The sequence below is a fragment of the Pseudomonas sp. NFACC37-1 genome (genome assembly GCF_900101575.1).
GTDB classification, from domain to species: Bacteria; Pseudomonadota; Gammaproteobacteria; order Pseudomonadales; family Pseudomonadaceae; genus Aquipseudomonas; species Aquipseudomonas fluorescens_AA.
The window spans coordinates 48,138-72,646 of record NZ_FMUZ01000028.1 but is presented as its reverse complement, the minus strand read 5'-3'; the positions used below and the strand labels follow the sequence as shown (position 1 = coordinate 72,646).

At 61.7% G+C, this 24,509-nt stretch carries 23 protein-coding genes and 1 pseudogene; 5 read left to right on the top strand and 19 right to left on the bottom strand.

Annotated elements, in window-relative coordinates:
• Window positions 1–77: 77 nt before the first annotated feature.
• The 15 genes from dtd to hutC all read right to left on the bottom strand — a co-directional run bounded on the left by dtd (window position 78) and on the right by hutC (window position 17,321).
• Complete coding sequence (dtd, locus tag BLP82_RS23370) at window positions 78–515, bottom strand: D-aminoacyl-tRNA deacylase (RefSeq protein ID WP_092173445.1); 438 nt, start codon at window positions 513–515, stop codon at window positions 78–80.
• Window positions 512–1,483: a prolyl aminopeptidase gene (pip, locus tag BLP82_RS23365; protein WP_003196909.1), complete on the bottom strand. Its 972-nt coding sequence runs from the start codon at window positions 1,481–1,483 to the stop codon at window positions 512–514. The genes dtd and pip overlap by 4 nt, the downstream gene beginning before the upstream one ends.
• Before the next feature lie 105 nt (window positions 1,484–1,588).
• Window positions 1,589–2,503 carry an alpha/beta hydrolase gene (locus BLP82_RS23360; protein ID WP_092173441.1) on the bottom strand — a complete coding sequence of 305 codons (915 nt, stop codon included), beginning with the start codon at window positions 2,501–2,503 and terminating at the stop codon, window positions 1,589–1,591.
• Window positions 2,504–2,670: 167 nt separating this feature from the next.
• Window positions 2,671–3,618, bottom strand: coding sequence for a choline ABC transporter substrate-binding protein (locus tag BLP82_RS23355; RefSeq protein WP_092173439.1), 948 nt, complete (start codon window positions 3,616–3,618; stop codon window positions 2,671–2,673).
• A 309-nt stretch (window positions 3,619–3,927) separates the two neighbouring features.
• Complete coding sequence (gene hutG, locus BLP82_RS23350) at window positions 3,928–4,731, bottom strand: N-formylglutamate deformylase (RefSeq protein ID WP_092173463.1); 804 nt, start codon at window positions 4,729–4,731, stop codon at window positions 3,928–3,930.
• An 11-nt stretch (window positions 4,732–4,742) separates the two neighbouring features.
• Window positions 4,743–5,945 carry an imidazolonepropionase gene (gene hutI, locus BLP82_RS23345; RefSeq protein ID WP_092173436.1) on the bottom strand — a complete coding sequence of 401 codons (1,203 nt, stop codon included), beginning with the start codon at window positions 5,943–5,945 and terminating at the stop codon, window positions 4,743–4,745.
• A 144-nt stretch (window positions 5,946–6,089) separates the two neighbouring features.
• Entirely contained in the window at window positions 6,090–7,622 is a 1,533-nt protein-coding gene (gene hutH, locus BLP82_RS23340) for a histidine ammonia-lyase (protein ID WP_092173433.1), read from the bottom strand.
• Window positions 7,623–7,750: 128 nt separating this feature from the next.
• Window positions 7,751–9,274: a histidine ammonia-lyase gene (gene hutH, locus BLP82_RS23335; RefSeq protein WP_092173430.1), complete on the bottom strand. Its 1,524-nt coding sequence runs from the start codon at window positions 9,272–9,274 to the stop codon at window positions 7,751–7,753.
• Between the two features lie 200 nt (window positions 9,275–9,474).
• Window positions 9,475–10,305 (bottom strand): quaternary amine ABC transporter ATP-binding protein, encoded by an 831-nt coding sequence (locus BLP82_RS23330; RefSeq protein ID WP_072345081.1) that lies wholly within the window; start codon window positions 10,303–10,305, stop codon window positions 9,475–9,477.
• Window positions 10,302–11,153 carry an ABC transporter permease gene (locus BLP82_RS23325; RefSeq protein ID WP_003196893.1) on the bottom strand — a complete coding sequence of 284 codons (852 nt, stop codon included), beginning with the start codon at window positions 11,151–11,153 and terminating at the stop codon, window positions 10,302–10,304. The genes BLP82_RS23330 and BLP82_RS23325 overlap by 4 nt, the downstream gene beginning before the upstream one ends.
• 71 nt (window positions 11,154–11,224) lie before the next feature.
• The gene (locus BLP82_RS23320; protein WP_014336129.1) at window positions 11,225–12,193 is read right to left on the bottom strand and encodes an ABC transporter substrate-binding protein; all 969 of its coding nucleotides are present in this window, start codon (window positions 12,191–12,193) and stop codon (window positions 11,225–11,227) included.
• A 70-nt stretch (window positions 12,194–12,263) separates the two neighbouring features.
• Window positions 12,264–13,730, bottom strand: coding sequence for a purine-cytosine permease family protein (locus BLP82_RS23315; RefSeq protein WP_092173427.1), 1,467 nt, complete (start codon window positions 13,728–13,730; stop codon window positions 12,264–12,266).
• A 150-nt stretch (window positions 13,731–13,880) separates the two neighbouring features.
• On the bottom strand, window positions 13,881–15,569 hold the full coding sequence (hutU, locus tag BLP82_RS23310; protein ID WP_039592729.1) for a urocanate hydratase: 1,689 nt from the start codon (window positions 15,567–15,569) through the stop codon (window positions 13,881–13,883).
• Window positions 15,570–16,044: 475 nt separating this feature from the next.
• The gene (locus BLP82_RS23305) at window positions 16,045–16,614 is read right to left on the bottom strand and encodes a HutD/Ves family protein (protein WP_092173425.1); all 570 of its coding nucleotides are present in this window, start codon (window positions 16,612–16,614) and stop codon (window positions 16,045–16,047) included.
• On the bottom strand, window positions 16,611–17,321 hold the full coding sequence (gene hutC / locus BLP82_RS23300) for a histidine utilization repressor (protein ID WP_170842365.1): 711 nt from the start codon (window positions 17,319–17,321) through the stop codon (window positions 16,611–16,613). The genes BLP82_RS23305 and hutC overlap by 4 nt, the downstream gene beginning before the upstream one ends.
• A 143-nt stretch (window positions 17,322–17,464) precedes the next feature.
• Between hutC and BLP82_RS23295 the strand changes: the two genes are divergently transcribed.
• On the top strand, window positions 17,465–18,829 hold the full coding sequence (locus BLP82_RS23295) for a formimidoylglutamate deiminase (protein WP_092173422.1): 1,365 nt from the start codon (window positions 17,465–17,467) through the stop codon (window positions 18,827–18,829).
• Between the two features lie 122 nt (window positions 18,830–18,951).
• On the opposite strand, the gene BLP82_RS23290 is transcribed toward BLP82_RS23295, so the two are convergent.
• Together BLP82_RS23290 and BLP82_RS23285 are read right to left on the bottom strand one after the other, a co-directional pair.
• Window positions 18,952–19,521 carry a lipocalin family protein gene (locus tag BLP82_RS23290; protein ID WP_060739593.1) on the bottom strand — a complete coding sequence of 190 codons (570 nt, stop codon included), beginning with the start codon at window positions 19,519–19,521 and terminating at the stop codon, window positions 18,952–18,954.
• Window positions 19,522–19,552: 31 nt separating this feature from the next.
• Entirely contained in the window at window positions 19,553–19,807 is a 255-nt protein-coding gene (locus tag BLP82_RS23285) for a hypothetical protein (RefSeq protein WP_003186715.1), read from the bottom strand.
• Window positions 19,808–20,091: 284 nt separating this feature from the next.
• On the opposite strand from BLP82_RS23285, the pseudogene BLP82_RS32150 reads away from it, so the two are divergent.
• The 4 genes and pseudogenes from BLP82_RS32150 to BLP82_RS23270 all read left to right on the top strand — a co-directional run.
• Window positions 20,092–21,126, top strand: a pseudogene (locus BLP82_RS32150) (cache domain-containing protein); the annotation flags it as partial.
• A gap of 93 nt (window positions 21,127–21,219) precedes the next feature.
• A complete protein-coding gene (locus BLP82_RS32145; RefSeq protein ID WP_371914144.1) occupies window positions 21,220–21,984 on the top strand; it encodes a methyl-accepting chemotaxis protein in 765 nt (254 codons plus the stop codon).
• A gap of 138 nt (window positions 21,985–22,122) precedes the next feature.
• Window positions 22,123–22,395: a type II toxin-antitoxin system Phd/YefM family antitoxin gene (locus BLP82_RS23275; RefSeq protein ID WP_072459099.1), complete on the top strand. Its 273-nt coding sequence runs from the start codon at window positions 22,123–22,125 to the stop codon at window positions 22,393–22,395.
• Complete coding sequence (locus tag BLP82_RS23270) at window positions 22,392–22,724, top strand: type II toxin-antitoxin system RelE/ParE family toxin (protein WP_092173416.1); 333 nt, start codon at window positions 22,392–22,394, stop codon at window positions 22,722–22,724. The genes BLP82_RS23275 and BLP82_RS23270 overlap by 4 nt, the downstream gene beginning before the upstream one ends.
• Before the next feature lie 7 nt (window positions 22,725–22,731).
• On the opposite strand, the gene BLP82_RS23265 is transcribed toward BLP82_RS23270, so the two are convergent.
• Window positions 22,732–23,328 carry a DUF924 family protein gene (locus tag BLP82_RS23265; protein ID WP_092173413.1) on the bottom strand — a complete coding sequence of 199 codons (597 nt, stop codon included), beginning with the start codon at window positions 23,326–23,328 and terminating at the stop codon, window positions 22,732–22,734.
• Window positions 23,329–23,331: 3 nt separating this feature from the next.
• A complete protein-coding gene (locus BLP82_RS23260) occupies window positions 23,332–24,342 on the bottom strand; it encodes a class 1 fructose-bisphosphatase (protein WP_092173410.1) in 1,011 nt (336 codons plus the stop codon).
• Window positions 24,343–24,509 lie beyond the last annotated feature (167 nt).

The window sequence follows — 24,509 nt, the reverse complement described above, 5'->3', positions numbered from 1 at the left end:
CAGGGGTAGCAAAGTATTTATCGAGAAAACTTACCGTTTTACCTCGAAACAGAACCGAAAAGATGTTTCAAACGCTTTCAGGACTGTAACAGGAAGGTTACCGGGCCATCATTGACCAGATGAACCTGCATGTCGGCGCCGAATCTACCTGATGCCACAGTGCCATGCATCTGTTTCGCCTGACTCAGCAAATAGTTGAACAATTCTTCGCCCAGGGCCGGAGGCGCAGCCGTGGAAAAACTCGGACGCAGACCGCTTTTGGTGTCCGCCGCCAAGGTGAACTGCGACACCAGCAGCAATCCGCCACCGACATCCGCCAAGGACAGGTTCATCTTGCCCTCGGTATCACTGAACACTCGATAGTTAAGCAGCTTGTGCAAGAGTTTGTCGGCGCTGGCCCGGGTATCCCCGGGCTCGACGGCCACCAGCACCAGCAAGCCCTGGTCCACAGCCCCGACGATCTCGCCCGCTACCTCGACCCGGGCGCCGCGCACCCGTTGCAACAGCCCCTTCATGCTTCTTCGGGCGGCAGGTCGAGCAGGCGCCGGGCCATTTGCGCGGCGGCGCGTACCAACGCGTCGGTAATCCCCGGCTCCGAGGCGGCGTGGCCGGCGTCGCGGATCACCTGCAGTTCGCTGTTGGGCCAGTTCTGATGCAGTTCCCAGGCATTGTCCAATGGGCAGATGACGTCGTAGCGGCCGTGCACGATGACGCCTGGCAAATGGGCGATCTTGCCCATGTCGCGAATCAACTGGTTGGGCTCGAGGAAAGCGTTGTTGGTGAAGTAGTGGCATTCGATCCGGGCGATCGACAGCGCCCGCTGCGGCTCGGAGAAGCGATCGACCACCAGCGGGTTCGGACGCAGGGTGGCGGTACGACCTTCCCAGGTGGACCAGGCCTTGGCCGCGTGCATCTGGGCGATCTGGTCGTTACCGGTCAGGCGTTTGTGGAAAGCGCTGAGCAGGTCGTCGCGCTCGTCCAACGGGATCGGTGCGATGTAGTCCTGCCAGTAGTCGGGAAACAGGCGACTGGCGCCAGCCTGATAGAACCACTCGATTTCCTGCGGACGGCAGAGAAAGATCCCACGCAAGATCAGGCCATGCACCCGCTCCGGATGGGTCTGGGCGTACGCCAGGGCCAGGGTCGAGCCCCAGGAACCGCCGAACAGCACCCATTTCTCGATACCCAAATGCTTGCGGATACGCTCCAGGTCTTCGACCAGATCCCAGGTGGTGTTGTTTTCCAGGCTGGCGTGGGGGGTGGACCGACCGCAACCGCGCTGGTCGAAGGTGACGATGCGGTACAGGTTCGGATCGAAGTAGCGACGGCTCTGCGCATCGCAGCCGGCACCCGGGCCGCCGTGAATGAACACCACTGGCAGGCCTTCTGGGGAACCGCTTTCATCGACATAGAGCGTGTGGGTGTCATCGACAGCCAGATCGTGCCGGGCATGGGGTTTGATCTGCGGGTACAAAGTCTGCATTGCGCGCTCCGTAAGGGGTCGAGTCATCCCTGTAGGGACTTCTATTTAGTCTGCCGTCCGGCATCATAAACCCGAATGACCTTAATGAGCATGTCCCCTGCGCAGTCAAAGCTTGTCAGCCAGGTACGCCAGCAGCGCCCGATACATCCGATCGACCTCCGGCACCTGGCCCCGGCCACGCAGGCAACCGTGGACCAGCCCATTGCCGACATACAGCACGGCGTCTCCCCCTGCGGCGTTCAGCCGCTCGCGATAAAGGGCGCCGTCGTCGCGCAGTGGATCCCATTGCGCGACGACAACCAGCGCTGGCGGCAAGCCGTCCAGGTTGTCGGCGAGTAACGGCATGGCATAAGGCGAGGGACGAGCGCCACCCAGGTACAGCGCCTCATAGCGCTCCAGATCGCGGCGGCTCAGGAGCGGGGCATCGAAGCACTCGTGACGCGACGGCAGATCCGCGGGGCCACCGAGCGCCGGATAAATCAGGACCTGGGCCCGGGGCAACGGTTGCCCGGCATCGCGCAAGGCCAGGCATAACGCGGCGGCGAGATTGCCGCCGGCGCTGTCACCGACCACCAGCCGGCGACGGGGGTCGATGGCAAACGGAACGTCCGCCAAGTGACGCCACACCGCGAGGCAATCTTCGAAACCGGCCGGAAACGGATGCTCCGGGGCCAACCGGTAATCCACTGCCACCACCAGCGCGCCCAACTCAGCGGCCAGTTCCATGCAGATGAAGTCATGGGAATCCAGGTCCCCCACGACCCAACCGCCACCGTGCAGGTAAAGCACGCATGGCCAGCCGGCGAGCGGTGCCGCACGTTGAGGGTAATAGGCCCGCACCGCCACGCCGGCCAGTTCGAAATCCTCGATGGCCAGCGTCGGCGGGCAGGGCGGAGTGAACGCCCGGCACATCTGGCTGTAGGCCTGGCGCGAACCAGCGAGGCTATCGTCCGGGCTGGTGAAGCTCTGGGTTTTGTCGATGAAGGCTGACATTGCCGGAGAGAGTGGATAAGGAGCCATGAGGGAGATGCCAATCCAGTAAATATCTTGGGATAAGGCGCTGAACTTGTGGCGAGGGGATTTATCCCCGTTGGACTGCGCAGCAGTCCCAAAATCCGAGTGCAATCATTTTGGGGCCGCTTCGCGACCCAACGGGGATAAATCCCCTCGCCACAATTAGATCACCATCACTTGTTGAGACTGGCCTGCACCGCCGCCACACCGTCCTTGCCGTCGAAGCTGGTCACGCCGGCCAGCCAGCGCTGAAGATCCTCAGGATGCTCGCGCAGCCATTGGCGGGCGACGTCCTGGGGTGTCTTGCGCTCCATGATCGGCACCATCAACTGACTCTCCTGGGCAGCGGTGAAGGTGAGGTTTTCCAACAGCCGGCTCACATTCGGGCAACGCTGGGCGTAGTCCGGCGCGGTCACGATGGACACGGTCGCGGCGCCTTCGTTCGGGCCGTAGACGTCCTCGCTGCCGGTCAGGTACGTGATGTTCATGTTGATGTTCATCGGGTGCGGGGTCCAGCCGACGAAGACCACGAACTCCTTGCGGTTCACCGCCCGCTGCACCGCCGCCAGCATGCCTGCTTCGCCGGATTCGATCAGCTTGAAGTCCTTGAGACCGAAGTGGTTGGTCTCGATCATGGTCTTGATGGTGGTGTTGGCGCCGCTGCCCGGCTCGATGCCGTAGATCTTGCCGCCAAGCTGATCCTTGAACCGGGCGATGTCGGCAAAGGTCTTGAGCCCCGCCGCCGCCACGTAATCCGGTACGGCCAATGTGGCCTGGGCGTCGGCCAGGCTTGGTTTGTCCAGTACCTTCACCTGGTTGGCCGCCAGGAACGGGGCGATGTTCTTGTCCATCGCCGGCTTCCAATACCCCAGGAAGATGTCGAGCCGCTTGTCGCGGATGCCGGCGAAGATGATCTGTTGCACGGCGCTGGTCTGCTTGCTGTCGTAGCCCAGACCGGTGAGCAGCACATCGGCCATGCCGCTGGTGGCGATCACATCGGTCCAGTTGACCACACCCATGCGTACGGTCTGGCAGGACGCAGGCTCTGCAGCCATCGCCCCGGTGCTGAGTAGAACGGTACCGCAGAGGAACGACAGACAGCGTTTGAACAGTCTTTTCATCGCGAGGGTCTCGTGCGGCAGCGGATTATTGTAGGGCGGTGTCTTGGCGCACCGTGACCGGAACATTACCCAGCGTCGAGGGGGTCAAGATGAACTGTGGCGACTCGGTTTTGCACGGTGGCGACAGTCCCGTAAGAGGCTCAAGGACAAACACAATCCTGTGGCGAGGGGATTTATCCCCGCTGGACTGCACAGCAGTCCCAAAAGCTCTCAGTCCGACCCATCAGGTCGCTGGAAGACATCCGTTTTGGGGCCGCTTCGCGACCCAGCGGGGATAAATCCCCTCGCCACAGAAGTACCGCGCGGTGTTTATTTCTTGTAAACCTGCTGTCCCCACGCCAGGAAACCTTCCAGCAACTCCCTGAGCACCACCTGGGTCGGCGCCGCCAGATCCGCGCGGTAGTTGAACGGTTCGAACTCTTCCATGTAGGTGCTCTGGCACAGTTCCAGTTGCACGGCGTGGATGTCTTCGGCCGGGTTGCCGTAGTGCCGCGTGATGTGTCCGCCCTTGAAACGTCCGTTGAGCACATGGGTGAACTGGTCGTGGCGGGCGCAGATGGCTTCGAGCTGGCTGGCCAGGGTCGGGTCGCAACTGGCGCCGTTGAAAGTGCCGAGGTTGAAGTCCGGCAGCTTGCCGTCGAACAGGTGCGGGATCACCGAGCGGATCGAGTGGGCGTCGAACAGCAAGGCGTAGCCGAACTCGGCCTTGAGCCGCGCCAGTTCCTGCCGCAGCGCTTGGTGGTACGGCATCCAGACCTGCTGCAGATACGTCGCCCGTTCCTCGGCCGACGGTTCCAGCCCTTCGCGAAACAACGGCACGCCATCGAACAGCGTCGCCGGGTACAAACCGGTGGTGGCGCCGACGTACATCGGTTTGTCATCGGAGGGGCGATTCAGGTCGACGACGAACCGTGAATACTCGGCGGCCAAGGTGCTGGCGCCCAGCTCATTGGCGAACTCATAGAGCTTGGGAATGTGCCAGTCGGTGTCCGTCAGGCTCTGGGCCTCGGGAATCAACCCGGCCTTCACCGCCGGGGTCAGGCGCAGGCCGGCGTGGGGCATGCTGACCAACAGCGGCACGCGCCCTTGCTTGAAATTCAGGACCTTCTCCACAACCATTCTCCTCAATCGATTTCAACGCCGTGACGCACGACGCGTTTTTCCAGATCGCCACCGAGCCAATACGCCAGGTCGGCCGGGCGATCGATGTGCCAGGCGACAAAATCCGCGACCTTGCCGACTTCCAGCGAACCGTGGGTGGAGGCCATGCCCAAGGCCTGGGCCGCATGAATCGTCGCCCCTGCCAGGGCCTCTTCCGGGGTCATGCGGAAACAGGTGCAGGCCATGTTCAACATCAAACGCAGCGACAGCGCCGGCGAGGTGCCGGGGTTGAGGTCGCTGGCCACGGCGATTTTCACCCCGTGCTTGCGCAGGGCATCCATGGGCGGCAGTTGGGTTTCCCGCAGGAAATAAAACGCCCCCGGTAGCAACACCGCCACGGTGCCGGAAGCGGCCATGGCCTTGGCGTCGTCCTCGGTCATGAATTCCAGGTGATCGGCCGACAGCGCCTGGTAACGCGCCGCCAGGCTGGAACCGTGCAGAGACGACAATTGTTCGGCGTGCAGCTTCACTGGCAGCCCCAGTTGTCGCGCGGTGATAAACACCCGCTCGACCTGCGCCGGGGAAAACGCCAGGTATTCACAAAAGGCATCCACCGCGTCCACCAGCCCCTCGGCCGCCAGGGCCGGCAGCATCTCGGTGCAGATGTGTTCGATGTAGTCATCGGCGCGATCTTTGTATTCCGGTGGCAAGGCGTGGGCCGCCAGGCAGGTACTGCGCACACTGACCGGTAACTCGGCGCCAAGACGGCGAATGACGCGAAGGATCTTGCGTTCGCTGGCCAGGTCCAGGCCGTAGCCGGACTTGATTTCCACCGTGGTCACGCCGTCGCGCATCAGGCTTTTCAGGCGTTTGGCGGCGCTGGCGAACAGTTCGTCTTCACTGGCGGCGCGGGTGGCGCGCACGGTACTGGCGATGCCACCGCCGGCCGCCGCGATTTCGGCGTAGCTGACACCTTGCAGGCGCTGTTCGAACTCACCGCTGCGGTTGCCGCCAAATACCGTGTGGGTGTGGCAATCGATCAACCCCGGCGTGACCCAGGCGCCCTTGAGGTCGTTGACCGCCGGGTAGTCCCCCGTCGGCAATTCGGCAAGCGGGCCGATCCATTGAATGTGCTCGCCCTGGGTGACGATGGCGGCGTCTTCGATGATCGAGTAGACGCCCTGGGCCATGGTGGCGGCGTGGCAGTTTTGCCAGAGGGTTTTCATTGATGTCCTCCGTCAGGATCGTTCCCACGCTCCGCGTGGGAATGCAGTCCGGGACGCTCCGCGTCCTTCGTAGATCGGGACGCAGAGCGTCCCATGAGGCGTTCCCACGCAGAGCGTGGGAACGATCGAACGATCAGAACAGCCTTACAGGCTCGGCAACAACTGCGCCGTGACCAATTCGTTCAGGCACCGACTCGCCAGCAACTCACTGGCGGCATTGATGTCCGGCGCAAAGAAGCGGTCCTTCTCATAAAACGGCACTTCTGCACGCAACAGACCACGGGCCCGTTCCAGTTTGGCAGAGGTCTTCAAACCGCCGCGCAGGTCCAGCCCCTGGCAGGCCGCGAGCCATTCCACCGCCAGGATCCCACGGGTGTTCTCGGCCATTTCCCACAGGCGCTTGCCGGCGGCCGGGGCCATGGAGACGTGGTCTTCCTGGTTGGCCGAGGTCGGCAGGCTGTCCACCGAATGGGGGTGGGACAGCGCCTTGTTTTCACTGGCCAGGGCCGCCGCGGTGACCTGGGCGATCATGAAGCCGGAGTTCACCCCGCCATTGGCCACCAGGAACGGCGGCAACTGCGACATGTGCTTGTCCATCATCAACGAAATCCGGCGCTCGCTCAGGGAGCCGATTTCGGCAATCGCCAAGGCCATGTTGTCGGCGGCCATCGCCACCGGTTCGGCGTGGAAGTTGCCCCCGGAAATCACGTCACCTTCGGCGGCGAACACCAGCGGGTTATCCGACACGGCGTTGGCTTCGATCACCAGCACTTCAGCGGCCTGGCGGAACTGGGTCAGGCAGGCGCCCATCACTTGCGGCTGGCAGCGCAGGGAGTACGGGTCCTGGACCTTGTCGCAGTTCTGGTGCGAGTCGGAGACTTCGCTGCGCTCGCCCAGCAGATCGCGGTAAGCAGCGGCGGCATCGATCTGGCCCTTCTGGCCGCGAGCGGCATGGATCCGCGCGTCGAACGGCGAGCGCGAACCGAGCACCGCTTCCACTGTCAGGCTGCCCAGGGCCAGGGCACCGGCAAACAGGTCTTCGCCTTCGAACAGGCCACGCAGGGCAAACGCAGTGGAGACCTGGGTGCCGTTGAGCAGCGCCAGGCCTTCCTTGGCGGCCAGGGTCAGCGGCGCGAGACCGGCGACTTTCAGCGCCTCGACGGCCGACAGCCATTCGCCCTTGTAGCGGGCCTTGCCTTCACCCAGCAGCACCAGGGACATGTGGGCCAGCGGCGCCAGGTCACCGGACGCACCGACCGACCCCTTGAGCGGAATGTGCGGGTAGACCTCGGCATTGACCAGTGCAATCAGCGCATCGATCACCTGCCGACGGATGCCGGAAAAACCCCGGCTCAGGCTGTTGACCTTGAGCACCATGACCAACCGCACCAGCGCATCGCTGATCGGCTCGCCCACGCCGGCGGCATGGGACAGCACCAGGGAACGCTGCAGGTTTTCCAGGTCCTCGCTGGCGATGCGAGTCGAGGCCAGCAGGCCGAAACCGGTGTTGATGCCATAGGCGGTGCGGTTCTCGGCCAGGATCTGCTCGACGCAGGCGACGCTGGCCTCGATCTGCGCCGACGCGCTGGCGTCGAGGCTCAAGGTCACGGGTTGCTGATAGATGTCACGCAATTGAGCCAGGCTCAATTGGCCGGGAATCAGGTTTAAGGCAGTCATGTATTGCTCCTTTTGAGAGTTTTGTTTTTTCACCCGCCAGTCGCTCCGGAATGTTCCGTTATCCGTCACCTTCGCTTTGGGCGATGCCTTGTGGGCAATGGGTGTCTTGGCACGCTGGCGTTTTTCGATCAATTCAAATCAGGTAAAGCGTTGTGCAGCACAAAGGGATCCTTGAGCAACCCGGCGGCACTGGCGATGTCCGGCGCCAGCCAGCGGTCCTGGTCGTAGGCCGGAACGCGCTCGCGCAGCAGTTTCCAGGCGATGTCGGTGCCGGCGCCGAAACGCTGGGCCTTGAGAAACTCAAAAGCCTGGGCTGCCAGCAGGTACTCGATGGCGAGGATCTGCGTGCAGTTTTCCAGGGCCCGGTGCAGCTTCAGGGCGGCGTTGGTGCCCATGCTCAGGTGATCTTCCTGCAAACCGGAGGTGACGAAATTGTCCAGCACCGCCGGTTGCGCCAGTTGCTTGTTCTCCGCGCACAGCGACGCGGCGACGTATTGCACGATCATCATCCCCGAGTTCACGCCGGGATTGGCCACCAGGAAGGCTGGCAAGCCGCTGACGTGGGGGTTGATCAAGCGGTCTAGACGACGCTCGGCGATGGAGCCGATTTCGGCCATGGCAATCGCCAGCAAGTCCGCCGCCAAGGCCACCGATTGGCCATGGGGGTTGGCCTGGGACATGACCCGGAAGTTCTCCGGCGTACCCAGCAACAGCGGGTTATCGGTGACTGCGTTGAGTTCGGTTTCGATCTGTTGCCGGGCGTGGGCCAACTGATCGCGAGCCGCGCCGTGCACTTGGGGAATCGAGCGGATGCTCAAGGCATCCTGGGTGCGAATGCCCAGGCTCGCGGCGATGACCTCGCTGCCGTCCAGCAACGCCCGCAAGTTGACCCCGACCTGCTGCATGCCCGGGTGCGGCTTGAGGGCGATGATCTCGGCATCGAACGCGGCAATCTGGCCGCGCTGGGCCTCAAAACTCATGGCACCGATCACATCGGCCCATTGCACCAGCCGCGTCGCATCGGCCAAGGCCAGGCAACTGAGGCCGGTCATGCACGGGGTGCCGTTGACCAGGCACAAACCGTCCTTGGCCCCCAGTTGCACCGGTTGCAAACCCTCGGTGGCCAAGGCCTGTTGCGCCGGGACTATTTGTCCGCGATAGCTGACCTGGCCAACGCCCAGCAACGCGATGCCGATGTGGGCCATGTGGGTCAGGTAACCCACCGAACCCTGGGACGGCACTTGCGGCGTGATGCCGCGATTGAGCAGTGCCAGCAACGCCTCGACCACCCGGCGATGGATGCCGGACTTGCCCTGGCTGTAGTTGAGGATAGCGGCGCAGAGGATCGCCCGGGTCTGTTCATCAGTCAGCGGCGCGCCGACGCCACAGGCATGGCTGAGCAGGGTGTTGCGTGACAGTTGGCTGAGTTGTTCGTCCTTGAGCGAGACATTGCACAAGGCCCCCAGGCCGGTATTGACGCCGTAGGCGCGCTCGCCGCTTTCGACGATGCGCTGGACAATGGCCTGGGCATTGTCGATCCGTGCCCAGGTCTGGGTCGACAGCTCGAGCTCGGCACCGAAGCGGGCGACGGCGACGACGTCCTGCCAGCGCAACGGAGCGCCGGTGATTACGATTTTTTCAGCCTGGGACATCTAAAGCCTCATACACATAAGCTGCCAATAACATTTGTGGCGAGGGGATTTATCCCCGTTGGGTCGCGAAGCGGCCCCGAACCAGGCAGTGAAATCAGCCTGACACAACTGGATGGAAAGTAATGGGACTGCTTCGCAGCCCAACGGGGATAAATCCCCTCGCCACAACCGCGTCTGGCCTTACACAACTGGGTCCGGCCTCACACCACCGCCGCTCGCCGCTGCACAAACCGATCGACATACTCATCCGCCGGCGAATGCAGGATCTCCCGGGGCGTGCCGACCTGGATCAGCTTGCCGTCCTTGAGGATCGCGATGCGGTTACCGATGCGCACGGCCTCGTCGAGGTCGTGGGTGATGAAGACGATGGTCTTGTGCAGGGTCTTTTGCAGCTCCAGCAACTGGTCCTGCATTTCCGCACGGATCAGTGGGTCGAGGGCGCTGAAGGCTTCGTCCATCAGGATGATGTCGGTGTCCGCCGCCAAGGCCCGGGCCAGGCCGACGCGCTGGCGCATGCCGCCGGAGAGCTGGTGGGGGTATTTGTTCTCGTAGCCTTTCAGGCCCACGGTGTTGATCCAGTGCAGCGCCCGCTCGGCGCACACCTGCTTGCTCTCGCCACGCACTTTCAAGCCATAGGCGACGTTGTCCAGCACGCTCTTGTGGGGCAGCAGGCCGAAGCTCTGGAACACCATACTGATCTTGTGCCGGCGAAATTCGCGCAGGGCATCCATGTCCAGTTGCAGGATGTCTTCGCCGTCCACCAGGATCGCGCCGCTGGTGGGGTCGATCAGCCGGTTGAAGTGGCGCACCAGGGTGGACTTGCCGGAGCCGGACAGGCCCATGATCACGAAGATCTCGCCAGTGCCGATGCTCAGCGACAGGTCGTTGACCCCGACCACGCAGCCGGTCTCGGCCAGCACCTGGTCCTTGGTCTTGTTCTGGCGGATCAGTTCCAGGGCTTCCTTGGAGCGATTGCCGAAAATCTTGAAGACGTTCTTGACTTCGATCTTGCTGACGGCTGCGTTGCTCATTTGCTCACCTCATGCCGAGGACGACCATAGGCCTGGGTAATGCGGTCGATGACCACGGCGAGAATCACGATGGCCAGCCCCGCTTCCAGGCCGCGCCCGACGTTGAGGGTCTGGATGCCCACCAGCACGTCTTCGCCCAGGCCACGGGCGCCGATCATCGAGGCGATGACCACCATCGACAGGGCCATCATGGTGGTCTGGTTGATCCCGGCCATGATGCTCGGCAGGGCCAGGGGCAGTTGCACGCCGAACAGCTGTTGCCAGCGGTTGGCGCCAAAGGCGTTGATGGCTTCCATCACTTCGCCGTCCACCTGGCGGATGCCCAGGTCAGTCAGGCGGATCAACGGCGGCGCGGCATAGATCACCGTGGCGAAAATCGCCGGGACCTTGCCCAGGCCGAACAGCATCAACACCGGAATCAGGTACACGAAGCTCGGCATGGTCTGCATGATGTCCAGCAACGGCATCAACACCGAACGCAGGCGGTTGCTGCGCGCCGAGAGGATGCCCAGGGGAATGCCGATCAACACCGAGATCAGCGTCGCCACCAGCATCAGCGCGAGGGTCTGCATCAGTTTGTCCCACAGGCCTACCGCACCCACCAGGAACAACAAGCCAACGATGACTGCCGTGGCCACGACCTTGCGGGTGGCGTGCCAGGCAATGCCACCGACGATGGCCAGCATCAGCCACCAGGGCGCCATGCGCAGCAGGCCTTCAAGGTTGACGATGGCCCACAGCAAGGTGTCGGAGATGTGCCGGAACACATCGCCATAGTTGGTCACCAGGGAGTCGACCCAACCGTTGACCCAATCGGCGATGGAGAAGGTAAAGCTTTCGGGAAACATAAGAGACTCTCGATCAAGTGGATGCGGTGAACATCCCGGCCAGCCCCACGGTTGGCCGGGAAAGATTCGACCTACAGAGCCGCGTCGATTTTCTTGGCAGCGTCTTCACTGACCCAGGCGTGCCAGACTTCAGGATGTTCCTTCAGGAAGATCTTCGCCAGTTTCGGCGACTCGATCCGCTCTTTGGCCATGCGCCCGAGGTTCTGGTTCAGGATATCGATCGGCAGGTTGACCTTCTCCAGCACCGCCACCAGTTCCGGGGCTTCGTCGTGGAAGGTCTTGGACAGGCCGACCTTGATGCTCACGCTTTTATCCACGCCCGGTTTTTCTTCCAGTTTCACCAGGTCCACCTGGCCCATCAGTGGCGTTGGCGACCAGTAGTAGAACAGGATCGGCTCGCCACGCTTGTAGCTCGACAATACCGCCGCATCCAGCGCCGGGCCGGTGCCTGGACGGAAGTTGGTGTAGGTTTTTTCCAAGCCGTAGCTTTTCAGCATTTCGCTGTTGTCCAGCTCGCAGGTCCAGCCGGCCGGGCAGTTGTAGAAGCGGCCCTTGGACGGTTCTTCCGGGTCCTTGAACACGGCGGCGTACTGGCCCAGGTCGGCGATGTTCTTCAGCCCCGGGGCTTTGGCTTCGAGCTTGCGCTTGGCGTCGCCTTCAACCACGTAGCGCGGCACGTACCAGCCTTCGATGGCGCCCACCACCGGCGCGCCGACGCCGACCACCTTGCCGGCCTTCTCGGCCTTGTTCCATACCTCGCTGCGGCCGACCCACTCTTCGGCGAACACCTGGATGTCGTTGCTGCTCAGGGCGTTCTCCATGGTGATGGAGTTACCCGGCAGGCTGTCGGTCTTGCAGTCGTAGCCTTTTTCCAGCACCACTTGCAGGACGTCGGTCAGCAGCATGCCGCTTTCCCAGTTCAGGCCGGCGAACTTCACCGGTTTACCCGACTCGCACCAACCCGCCGCTTGCGTGGCGCCGGCACTGGCCAGCAGGCCCATGGAAAGCAATGTGGTCAGCAGGGTCTTGTTCGACTTCATTATGTGACGCTCCTAATCAGTTGGATTGGCTTACGGCAGTCAAGAGGCATCCAGCCCTGTCAACGTCCCATCAGACCGCTTGAATACGGCCCGCCCTGCTCGGTTGTGCGTCAACCGCGTCCTGCTCGAGCGGCAGGATCAATTGATCGGGTACTGCGCTGTGCCACTTCTTGGCGAGGACGTAATACAGCGCCGCCGGGACCACCAGACCGATGATCCAGGAGATATCCACACCGCCCATGGCTCCCACCAGCGGACCGGTATAGAACTTGGTGGCGATGAATGGCAATTGAACCAGTACACCGAAGACATAGACGCTGATACCCAAGGTGTTCCACCGACCGTAGCGGCCGTTCGGGTCGGCCAAGGCCGGCACGTCATAGCGCTCGCGGGTGATGCAGTAGTAGTCCACCAGGTTGATCGCGCTCCAAGGCGTAAAGAACGCCAGCAAGAACAGGATGAAAGACTTGAACGCACCGAGGAACGAGTGCTGGCCCAGTAGCGCGATCAGGGTCGCGGCGCCGACGATGACCAGCACGAAGACCAGACGCTGCAAGCGCGTGACGTTCAGGTGGCCACGGAAACCGCTGATGATGGTGGCAATGCACATGAAGCTGCCGTAGGAGTTCAGCGTGGATATGGTGACCTTGCCGAACGCGATGCTGAAGTACAGCAGCGCAGCGGTGGCGCCGGTACCGCCCAGGCCCACGATGTAGGCCACTTCGTGACCGGCGAACTGCCCGTTGGCCGAGGCGGCGGCAAACACGCCGAGGATCATCGCCACCTGTGCGCCGATGACCGAGCCGGCGCCTGCGGCGAAAAAGGTTTTTACCGAGGACGTCTTGCTCGGCAGGTAACGCGAATAGTCAGCCACGTAGGGGCCGAAGGCGATCTGCCAGGAGGCCGCGAGCGACACCGCCAGCAGGAAACTGCTCCAGCTGAAATGGCGGATTTGCAGGAGTGCGCCAACGTCCGTCTGGCTGATCAGGCGAACGAACAGGTAAACGAAGGCAATCACACCAATGATGCTGGCGACCCGGCCAATGAAGTGAATCACCCGATACCCGAGCACCGTGACCAGCACGATGACACTGGCGAAAATCAGGATACCGGCACTGTCGCTGACGCTGAACAACTGGCCCAGCGCCTGGCCGGAAAGCACGGTGCCCGTTGCCGTGAAACCCAGGTACATCAGGCACACCAGCACGATCGGGATGGCCGCGCCATACACACCGAACTGCACCCGGCTGGAGATCATCTGCGGCAGGCCAAGCTTGGGCCCTTGCGCGGCATGCAAGGCCATGACGCCACCGCCCAGCACTTGGCCGATCAGCAAACCGATCAACGACCAGAACACATCACCACCCAGCACCACCGCCAATGCACCGGTGACAATGGCCGTGATTTGCAGGTTGGCCCCCATCCAGAGGGTGAACTGGCTCAACAGCCGACCGTGTCTCTCCGCTTCCGGGATGTAGTCGATCGAACGTTTCTCGATCAACGGCTTGCTGCTTGCGCGTGTGCTGGTGACAGCCATGGTTCAACCTCTGTGGATTGTTTTGGGGCTCTATGGTGGAACAGCCCCCTGTGGGAGCGGGCTTGCTCGCGAATGCGGTGTGTCATTCAACACATGCGTCGGATGTAAAACCGTCTTCGCGAGCAAGCCCGCTCCCACAGGGGTTTTGCGTTATTTGCCGGTGATCATCGGCAAGTTCAGCCCCTGTTCCTTGGCGCAATCGATGGCGATCTGGTAACCGGCATCGGCATGGCGCATCACCCCGGTGCCCGGGTCGTTGTGCAGTACGCGAGCAATACGCTCGGCCGCTTCGTCGGTACCGTCGCAGACGATCACCATGCCCGAATGCTGGGAGAAGCCCATGCCGACGCCGCCACCGTGGTGCAACGACACCCAGGTCGCGCCGCTGGCGGTGTTGAGCAAGGCGTTGAGCAGCGGCCAGTCGGAAACGGCGTCGGAGCCATCCTGCATGGATTCGGTTTCACGGTTCGGGCTGGCCACGGAACCGGAGTCCAGGTGGTCGCGACCGATGACAATCGGTGCCGACAATTCACCGCTGCGTACCATCTCGTTGAAGGCCAGGCCCAACTTGGCGCGCTGGCCCAGGCCGACCCAGCAGATACGTGCCGGCAAGCCCTGGAAGCTGATGCGCTCGCGAGCCATGTCCAGCCAGTTGTGCAGGTGAGCGTCGTCGGGGATCAGTTCCTTGACCTTGGCGTCGGTCTTGTAGATGTCCTGGGGGTCGCCGGACAGCGCAGCCCAACGGAACGGGCCGATGCCACGGCAGAACAGCGGACGGATATACGCCGGGACGAAACCAGGGAAATCGAAGGCATTTTCGACGCCCTCTTCCTGGGCCATCTGGCGGATGTTGTTGCCGTAGTCGAAGGTCGGCACGCCCATTTTCTGGAAGGCCAGCATGGCTTTGACGTGGACAGCCATCGATTGCTTGGCGGCCTTCACCACGGCAGCGGGCTCGGTCTTGGCGCGGGCACGGTATTCGTCCCAGGTCCAACCGGCCGGCAGGTAACCGTTGAGGGGATCGTGGGCGCTGGTCTGGTCGGTGACCATGTCCGGGCGCACACCACGACGGACCATTTCCGGCAGGATTTCGGCAGCGTTCCCACACAGTGCGATGGAAATCGCCTTGCCTTCGGCAGTGTATTTCTCGATGCGCGCCAGGGCGTCGTCGAGGTCTTTGGCTTGCTCATCGACGTAGCGGGTTTTCAGGCGGAAATCGATACTGACCTGCTGGCACTCGATGTTCAGCGAACACGCACCAGCCAGGGTCGCGGCCAAAGGTTGTGCACCGCCCATGCCACCCAGACCGGCGGTCAGGACCCAACGGCCCTTGAGGTTGGAGTCGTAGTGCTGGCGACCGGCCTCGACGAAGGTTTCATAAGTGCCTTGGACGATGCCCTGGCTGCCGATGTAGATCCAGCTGCCGGCGGTCATCTGGCCGTACATGGCCAGGCCCTTGGCGTCGAGTTCGTTGAAGTGCTCCCAACTGGCCCAGTGCGGCACCAGGTTGGAGTTGGCGATCAGGACGCGAGGGGCGTTGCTGTGGGTCTTGAACACGCCCACCGGCTTGCCGGATTGCACCAGCAGGGTTTCGTCGTCGTTCAGGTTGGTCAGGCTTTCGACGATCTTGTCGTAGCACTCCCAATTGCGCGCCGCGCGGCCGATGCCACCGTAGACCACCAGTTCCTTGGGGTTCTCGGCCACTTCCGGGTCGAGGTTGTTCATCAGCATGCGCAGCGGCGCTTCAGTCAGCCAGCTCTTGGCGGTCAGCGTGTTACCGCGAGGGGCACGGATTTCAACGTCACGGTATTTTTCGGGTTTGCGGGTAGCGTCGGTCACAGCAAAAACTCCTCAGCGATCAATCCAGACCAGCCCGGGCAGTGGGCAGCGATTTAGCGAACGTTGCGTAGAAGATCGGTGACTCATACGCATACGTCTTTACTTGTATGTACAAGCATATGCAATCAAGCGGCCAACTTGTTGGAGGTGGTGTTCAGAAACGGTTGTGGAATTGGCTGAAAGCCTTGTGATTTCAGGGCTGCTAAGCGGCCTGAAATTTTTCAAGAGGGTTTTCGAGAGGGAAATCGGAGGGTCACAGATGCAGGGTATTGCGCCACGCTGGGGCATTCGGTAACAAATTGGTGCGCAAAGAGGAAACAATGCGTAAGAGCTTTTGTGGCGAGGGGATTTATCCCCGCTGGGCTGCGCAGCAGCCCTATATCCAGACAACTCGGCACATCAGGAAAAACGCAGGGGGTCGCTCCGCGACCCAGCGGGGATAAATCCCCGCGCCACACAGTGAGGGAAGCCGATTTCAGTGAGCCGTCAGCTCAATCACGCAGCATTGACCGTGAGTGGAGACATCCACCAACCCGGTGTTACCGCTCAATTGCAAGCAGTCGTAGAGGCCCAGTCCAACGGCGGACTCACCAATCTTGATGGTCAATCCCGGGGCCGCGCTGAACACCAGCAACGTCCCCGCTTCGCTGAAGAAGCGCTGCTGCCCGCCCACCCACTGCAATCGCGCGCGGTAACGCTGCGGTGCATAGATCAGGTTGAAATCCCGAATGGGGCCGCCCAGCAAGGTGCAATGCACATGGCTCTCGCCGCTGAAGGCAAAGGGGTCCAGCGGGTGCAAAGGCCCCGTGGCCTGGCCATCGACGTTCAGCGTCATACCGTCTCCCTGCAAGACGCTGATGATCCGCTCGTAACCGGCAAACGTGGAAAAACCACCCGACTCGGCAATATCGGCAATCGACAGGCGCCAGCCGAAGCCGTCCAGGCCAGTGCCGGCATCGCGAGTGATTTCCTCGGTGCTGCCACCGCCGTTTTTCCATGGCATGCGTGGGTAATCTGCTGCGCGTAAAACCTTCAACTGGCTCATTTATGAAAGCGCCCTTCCAGACTGTGACGGGAACCCGGATGGATCAGGCGCGCGGCGGTCACCGGCTGGCGCCCGGACCAGGTGCGACGGCGGATCAACAGGCAGGGTTCGCCTCGCTCGATCTGCAGCAGCTTGCACTCGCTCGGCTCGGCCAGAATCGCCTCGACCACATGCTCACCCTCGGTCAGCGGCGCGACCTGGTTCAGATAGGCGTAGGGCGTCTGCAAGGTGAAGTCCTGCTTGAGGTAGTCCGGCGCCACCAATGCGTTGACGAAACGGTCCTCGATTTGCACAGGGATGTCGTTCTCGAAATGCACGATCAGCGAATGGAACACCTTCTGGCCTTCACGCATGTCCAGGGCCAGGGCTCGCTCGGAACCGGCGGCTTCTTCTTCCAGGGTGATGACCTTGCAGGTGTGGCGATGACCACGGGAGGCGATCTCGTCAGCGATGTTATGCACTTCGAACAACGCGGACTGGCTCTTGGGCTCGGCCACGAACGTGCCGACCCCCTGCATGCGCACCAACAGGCCGTCGGCGGTCATTTCCCGCAGGGCACGGTTGATGGTCATGCGGCTGAAGCCCAACTGGCTGACCAGCTCGCTTTCCGACGGCACGCGGTAATGCGGCGGCCAGTTTCCACTGTCGATCTGCTGGGTGATCATCTGTTTGACGCGGGCGTACAAGGGCGCCGGACTGTCACCCATGTGTGCGGCCAGCGGCGGTTTGGCAGGCGGAGTCGGCACGGCGGTTCCCTGTTCTGCGGATAAGGTTGCTAGCTTGCCGGAGTTTACCGGCCAGGCAAACGTCTGTATATGTATATACAAATTACGCACAATGAGGTTGAACCATGTCCGCCTTCTTTGCCGAACGCGCGCTGTTGCCTAGTGGATGGGCCCATGATGTACGTCTTGAGGTCGATGCCAAGGGCGTCCTGACCCATATCCAGGCCGGTTCCCACGCAGACGGCGCCGAGCGGCTGGGCGGTCCGCTGTTGCCGGGCATGCCGAACCTGCACTCCCATGCCTTTCAACGGGCGATGGCCGGGCTGGCGGAAGTGGCGGGCAATCCCAATGACAGTTTCTGGACCTGGCGCGACTTGATGTACCGCCTCGTCGGAAAAATCAGCCCGGATCAACTCGGCATCATCGCCCGCCAGCTGTACATAGAAATGCTCAAGGCCGGCTACACCTCGGTCGCCGAATTCCATTACGTGCACCATGACACCGACGGCGCACCCTACGCCGACCCGGCGGAGCTGGCCCTGCGCATCAGCCACGCCGCCAGCGCCGCCGGCATCGGCCTGACACTGCTGCCGGTGCTCTACAGCCATTCCGGCTTTGGCGGCCAGGCGCCCAATGACGGGCAACGCCGGTTCATCAACAGCACCGAAAACTACTTGAAGCTTCAGTCACGCTTGCAGCCGGTCCTGGCCGGGCAACCGTCCCAGACCCTGGGCTTGTGTTTCCACTCGCTGCGCGCCGTGACACCGGGGCAGATCCAGGACGTCCTGGCCGCCAGCGACCGTGATTGCCCGGTGCACATCCACATCGCCGAGCAGCAGAAGGAGGTCGATGACTGCCTGAGCTGGAGCGGCGCCCGCCCGCTGCAATGGCTGTACGAAAACACTGAGGTCGACCAGCGCTGGTGCCTGGTCCATGCCACCCACGCCAACGCCCAGGAAGTCAGCCTCATGGCCAAGAGCCGGGCGATTGCCGGCCTGTGCCTGACCACCGAAGCCAACCTGGGGGACGGGATTTTCCCGGCCGTGGATTTCCTCGCCCAGGGCGGGCGCCTGGGTATCGGTTCCGACAGCCATGTGTCCTTGAGCGTGGTCGAAGAATTGCGCTGGCTGGAGTATGGCCAGCGCCTGCGTGACCAACGGCGCAACCGCTTGTACCGGACGGATCAGCCGATGGTCGGCCGCACCTTGTTCGACGCAGCATTGGGAGGCGGCGCCCAAGCCCTGGGGCAACCGATCGGCGCCCTCGACATCGGCAAGCGCGCCGACTGGCTGGTGCTCGATGGCAACGACCCATACCTGGCCACGGCCAATGGCGACGGGATTCTCAATCGCTGGTTGTTTGCCGGCGGCGATCGTCAGGTGCGGGATGTGATGGTCGGTGGACGGTGGGTTGTGCGTGATGGGCGTCATGCCGGCGAAGAGGAAAGTGCCCGGGCGTTCACCCAGGTACTGCGCGAACTTCTAGACTGACGCGGATAAAAAAATGTGGGAGCGAGCTTGCTCGCGATGAGGCCTTCACATTCAACACTGAGGTTGGCTGGAAGTCCGTCATCGCGAGCAAGCTCGCTCCCACATGGGTTCTCAGGAGCCGATCAATTCGAAGTCTTGGCCATCTGCCGATCCGACGCGCGCCAGATCAGTCGTGTCGTATCATAGCCCTGCTGGCGCGCCTTGCTCAGCAGTTCCTCGCGCACGACGCTATTGACGGTCGGTGTGCGGGACAGCAGCCACATGTAGCGGCGGCTCGGGTCGCCGACGATGGCGGTCTTGTAGTCATCGCTGACGTACAGCACCCAATATTGCCCTTTCGCCACGCCCGGCACGATCCGTGAAAACCAGTTATCGAACTCGACCCAGAGCTTGTCGGTCTTGCCCGGCACCTGCGGCGTGGCCGTGCCCCTGGCTTCCTCCCACTGCCAGTCCGAGGTCAGGCAGCGATTGAGCACACCCACGTTGCCGTCTGGCTTGAGGATGTAGTGAGCTTCCGATTGCGCGCAATTGCGCTGGAAATACATGGGCAGGCGGGCCAACTCATACCAGGTCCCTTGGTAACGCTTGAGATTGACGCTGTTGACCGTCTTGGGCGCCAACGGATCCTCGCCAGAAGTGGCGCAGCCGGCCAATACCAGGCCAGCCAAAAGCACAAAAACTAACCGCATCATTATTTTTCTCCCGCAGGCCTCTGGCCTCGGTTTACTTCAGGCCTTGGCCGGAAAACATCAACACTTTGTCACCGGCGTACTGCACGCTGATAAAGCTTTTCTGGTCGCCCCAGGTACAGCTGGACATGCCGAGCGCGCCTGAACAATCGGTCGGTTTCCCCAGCAACGTTTCGACTTCGGCCTTGGGCATGCCAGCCGACAGTTTCGAATAGTTTTCCTGGTTGACCTTGCTGCATGCGGTCAACACGACGCACATAAACAGCAGAGCGATAGATCGCAGCGACATGGTGTAACTCCTGGAACGGAAGGGAGGTGGCAGGGTGCCAACCTGATCCTTAGAAGAGAAAACCCCTATCTGGTTCCCTGACGCCCCCAGTATTTATTGGCTGTGCAGAGGTGTTTCATCGATGAATCACCCGGTTTGTGACGCCATCGTGCCTTTCGTCGGGACTGAGGTCCTGGCGCCTGATGGGCCGGGCTTTTGCGCCGATAAAAAGTCACAGCGCAAAACCCCGCGCTATGGCAAATTGACAGCCCTCCCTGACCCGCCCCTTCGCAGTAGTGTTCTTAATGACCAGAAACATGAAATTCAGCCATAAAATCCTGCTGGCTGCCGCCCTCGTGGTGGCCGTCGCATTCGCCTGTTTCATCCTGTTCAACGACTATCGTCAACGCCAGAGCCTGCACGCCAGCACCGAGACCTCCATGCAGGAGCTCGGTAACCTGACCAGCCGTAACATCCAGACGTGGGTCGACGGCCGTATCCAGTTGCTGCAGTCGCTGGCCCAGCAGATCGCCGTGGACGGCAACAGTGCCGACAGCCTCAAGCGCGCCGTGGGCCTGCCGGCGTACACCGGCAACTTTCAGCTCAGCTATTTCGGCGGCACCGACGGCGTGATGTTCTCGGTACCGGCCGGCAATCGCGCCGCCGACTACGACCCGCGCGCCCGGGGCTGGTACAAGGCCGCCAACAGCGCACAGCAAACCATCGTCACCGAACCGTACATCGCCGCCTCGTCGGGCAAACTGGTGATCACCGTCGCCACGCCGGTACAGCGCCAGGGGCAGATGATCGGCGTGGCCGGTGCGGACATCGACCTGTCCAGCGTCAGCGCCATCATCAACTCGCTGAACTTCGGCGGCCACGGCCACGCGTTCATCGTCAGCGCCGACGGCAAGATCCTGATCCACCCCGACAGCAAGCGCGTGCTCAAGACCCTGGCCGAGGCCTACCCCAACGGCGCGCCGCAAATCAGCCCGGGGGTAAAGGAAGTCGACCTCGACGGCCAGACCCAATTCATCTCCTTCACCCGCGTCAACGGCGTGCCGGGCGCCGACTGGTACGTGGCGCTGGTGCTCGACAAGGACACCGCCCTGGCGATGCTCAGTGAGTTCCGTACGTCGGCGTTGATCGCCATGGTCATCGCGGTGGTGTTCATCATCGCCCTGCTGGGCATGTTGATCCGCGTGCTGATGCAACCGCTGCTGACCATGGGCCGCGCCATGCATGACATCGCCGAAGGCGAAGGCGACCTGACCCGCCGCCTGGTCATTCACGGCCATGACGAATTCGGCGCACTGGGCACGTCGTTCAACCGCTTTGTCGAACGCATCCACACCTCGATCCGCGAAGTGGCCTCGGCCACCGGCCAGGTCAACGAAGTCGCCTTGCGCGTGGTCAGTGCGTCCAACTCGTCGATGTTCAATTCCGACCAGCAGGCATCACGCACCAGCAGCGTGGCCGCTGCCATCAACCAGCTTGGCGCCGCTGCCCAGGAAATCGCCCAGAACGCCGCCCTCGCCTCGCAACATTCCAGCGAGGCCCGCAACCTGGCCGAAGACGGCCAGCAAGTCGTGGATAAAACCATCGCGGCCATGCAGCAGTTGTCGGCCAAGATCAGCGATTCGTGCGGCAACATCGAAACCCTGAACAGTAATACGGTGAACATTGGCCAGATCCTCGAGGTGATCACCAGCATTTCCCAGCAGACCAACCTGCTCGCCCTGAACGCCGCCATCGAAGCGGCCCGGGCCGGTGAAGCCGGGCGCGGCTTCGCGGTGGTGGCCGATGAAGTGCGCAACCTGGCGCACCGCACCCAGGACTCGGCGCAGCAAGTGCAGAAGATGATCGAAGAGCTGCAAGTCGGCGCACAGGAAGCGGTGCTGACCATGACCGACAGCCAGCGCCAGAGCGAAAGCAGCGTCGGCATCGCCAACCAGGCCGGCGAGCGACTGGGCAGCGTGACCCAGCGGATCGGTGAAATCGACGGCATGAACCAATCCGTGGCGACCGCCACTGAAGAACAGACCGCCGTGGTGGAGTCGATCAACGTCGACATCACCGAGATCAACACGCTGAATCAGGAAGGCGTGGAAAACCTGCAAGCCACCTTGCGGGCCTGTGCCGACCTTGAGCAGCAGGCGGCGCGGTTGAAGCAGTTGGTGGGTAGTTTCCGGATCTAGCGCTTTCAAGGGCCCCATCGCGAGCAAGCTCGCGATGGGGTGTGTCAGCCTACGAAAACAGACACTTGGTCAGCGCTACCTGACTCAAGACTGAATTAAGACTAAACTCAGTCCATTCAATCTTTCGAGGCTTACGCCATGAAGCTGTCATCCCAAATCAAACCCATCAGCTATTTGAAAAGCCACACCGCTGAAATCGTAAAGACCATCACTGAGAGTAGAGAGCCTTTGATCATCACCCAAAACGGTGAAGCCAAGCTCGTAGTCATGGATGTAAAAAGTTTCGAAGAGCAAGAAGACACCATGGCGCTATTGAAGCTGTTGGCTATGGGCAACCGGGAAATTGAAGAAGGTAATTTTCGGGATGTTGAGGATGTCTTCACTGAGCTGGACAGGGCTGACACTCAATGAGCTTAAAGGTTGTCATCCTTCAATCGGCCGAAACAGATCTTAAAGAGCTCCGCGTTTATCTAATCGAGCGGTTTTCTTCTCAAACATGGCAAAACACCTATGCCAGTCTGAAAGCAGCGATCCGCCATCTAGCAACACTGCCTTATGCGGGATCGATCCCGGAAGAAATCGAAAGGCTTAATCTCGGTCAATATCGACAGATCCTTTCAGGAATGAATAGGATCATTTATGAAGTGCGAGGCCAAACGGTCTACATCCACATCATTGCCGACAGCCGCAAGAGCTTGCCCGCGTTGCTAATGAAACGCTTGCTTCGAAGCGACTCTTAGAACTTCGCTAAAATCGCGACCCAGGCCTGTTCAAAAACTCGATTTCCTCAGCGGTGGACTCGCGCCCCAATACCGCATTGCGATGGGGGAACCGTCCAAACCGGGCAATGATCTTCTGGTGCCGCTCGGCATAGTCCAGGTTGTCTTCAAACACCGCCCGTTCCGCCTCCGGTTGCTCTCGGACCAGGTCGATAAACCGCGACACGGCTTCGTTCTGCACCGCCAGGTTTTCGCAGTGTTCGAGTACCAGGTAGATGAAGACGCGCTGGATCGGTTTGAGTTGCCGGTCGAAACCCGCCGCCAGGCCTTGAGCCACCAACGCTTGGGCACGCAGGTCGCCGGAAAAAGCCTTGGGGGTGTCGCGAAAGATCATCCGCGGGAGTTGATCGAGCAGCAGCACCAGGGCCAGCCAACCTTCCGGGCGTTGCGCCCAGTCGGTCAATCCGCCGGCCAGTGCCTGCTCGACCCGATCGCCGAAGCGCTCTTGCGCCTGGCGATCATGGCCTTTGCCGAACCACAGCTTGCCCCTGTCAGCCGATACTTCGTCCGGTGTCTTGGCTGCACCAAACCACCAATCGAGCAACGGCTGCCAAGGCTCGGCCATGATTTACTCCTTGTGGTAAGCCGTGGCGCGAGCCACTTCTTCCTTCGAACCGAGGAACACGGCCACGCGCTGGTGCAGACCTTCAGGCTTGATATCGAGAATGCGCTGGTGACCGTCGGTGGAAGCACCGCCCGCCTGCTCCACCAGGAACGACATCGGGTTGGCTTCGTACATCAGGCGCAGCTTGCCCGGCTTGGACGGCTCGCGGCTGTCGCGCGGGTACATGAACAAGCCGCCACGGGTCAGGATCCGGTGCACGTCGGCAACCATCGCGGCGACCCAGCGCATGTTGTAGTTCTTCTTCAGCGGGCCTTCTTCGCCTGCCAGCAATTCTTCGACGTAGCGTTTCACCGGGGCTTCCCAGTGACGCTGGTTGGACATGTTGATGGCGAATTCCTGGGTGGATTCAGGAATGGTGATGTCTTCGTGGGTCAGTACGAAACTGCCCATCTCACGGTCCAGGGTGAAGCCCTTGACGCCGTCACCCAGGGTCAGCACCAGCATGGTCTGAGGGCCGTAGATGGCATAACCGGCGGCGACCTGCTCGGTGCCCGGCTGCAGGAAGGCCTTTTCATTCAGGGCTTCATTCTGGCTCAAGTACTCGTTCGGGCAGCGCAGTACCGAGAAGATGGTGCCCACCGGCGCGTTGATGTCGATGTTCGACGAACCGTCCAGTGGGTCGAACACCAGCAGGTAGGCACCCTTGGGGTATTTGCCCGGGATCTGGTAGGCATTGTCCATTTCCTCGGACGCCATGCCGGCCAGGTGACCGCCCCATTCGTTGGCTTCGAGCAGGATTTCGTTGGACAGCACGTCGAGCTTCTTCTGCACTTCACCCTGCACGTTTTCGGTGCCCATGCTGCCCAGGACACCACCCAACGCGCCCTTGGAAACGGCGTGGCTGATTTCCTTGCACGCACGCGCCACCACTTCGATCAGAAAGCGCAGATCGGCAGGGGTGTTGTTGCTACGGGTCTGCTCAATCAAATAGCGACTCAAGGTAACGCGGGACATGGACGGCTCCGAAGAATAGGGGGCGGAAAAACCAGCGCAGTTTAGCGCGAGTCGGGACTTAATTCCTCCTATGAGACGGGGAATGGAGGATTGAGTTCACGGCGTGGCGGCTCGCTTGGATATTTCTGTCGATTGAGAGGACGCCATCGCGAGCAAGCTCGCTCCCA